General features: G+C 63.3%; 1 protein-coding gene. It reads left to right on the top strand.

The features are described 5' to 3' along the window. Positions 1–758 (top strand): condensation domain-containing protein (locus tag QWY27_RS15260; RefSeq protein ID WP_290199287.1); only part of this gene is annotated, 758 nt, incomplete at both ends.

Here is a 758-nt window from a genome sequence, read left to right as displayed (position 1 = left end):
CCACTCAAGCTGCCTGCCCTCGACCTCAGCCACCTGAGCCCTGAGGCTGCCCAGCAGTCGATGCTCGAAGCTTTCCAGAACCTGAGCGCCGAGCTCGATCCACAGCAGCCCGGTGGCATCATGACAGCCCGCTGGGTGATTCGCCCTCAGGCCCCCGCCCTGCTCTTGCTCGTCATCCACCACTTTGCGATCGATGGCGTGTCCTGGCGCATCCTGATGGAAGATCTTGCGACCTGCACACTCACACCCGGCGCAGCCTTGCCAGCCCGCACTATGTCGTTGCGCGCTTGGTCCGCTTCGCTCGCCGAGCAAGGCGCCCGTGGCGACAGACGGAACGAACAGCCCCTTTGGCTCTCGCAGCTCGAGGGCGCTCAAGCCTTGCCGTGCGACCGTGCCATTGCGCCTGCCGAGAACACACTGGGCAGCACCGCACATGTGGGCGGACAGTTAAATCCCGCCGACACACAGCGCTTACTGCGCGCGCCTAGCGTGTATCACGGTGCGATTAACGATGTCTTGCTCACTGCGCTGGGTATGGCGCTCTGCCAATGGAGCCGTGAACGCTACCAATATTCCCTGGGTGATCCGCTGATCGCGCTCGAGGGACATGGACGCGAGACCGATGAGGATCTGACGCGCACCATCGGCTGGCTGACCAGCCTGTTTCCCCTGCGCTTGCGGGTCGGCCAGCTTGACTGGTCCAAGCCTGAGGCACCCGGTCTTGCACTGAGACAGATCAAAGAGGATCTGCGTGCACT

Origin of the sequence: Zwartia vadi (assembly GCF_030410375.1) — a bacterium.
GTDB lineage: Bacteria > Pseudomonadota > Gammaproteobacteria > Burkholderiales > Burkholderiaceae_B > Zwartia > Zwartia vadi.
This window is presented reverse-complemented; position numbering and strand designations above follow the sequence as displayed.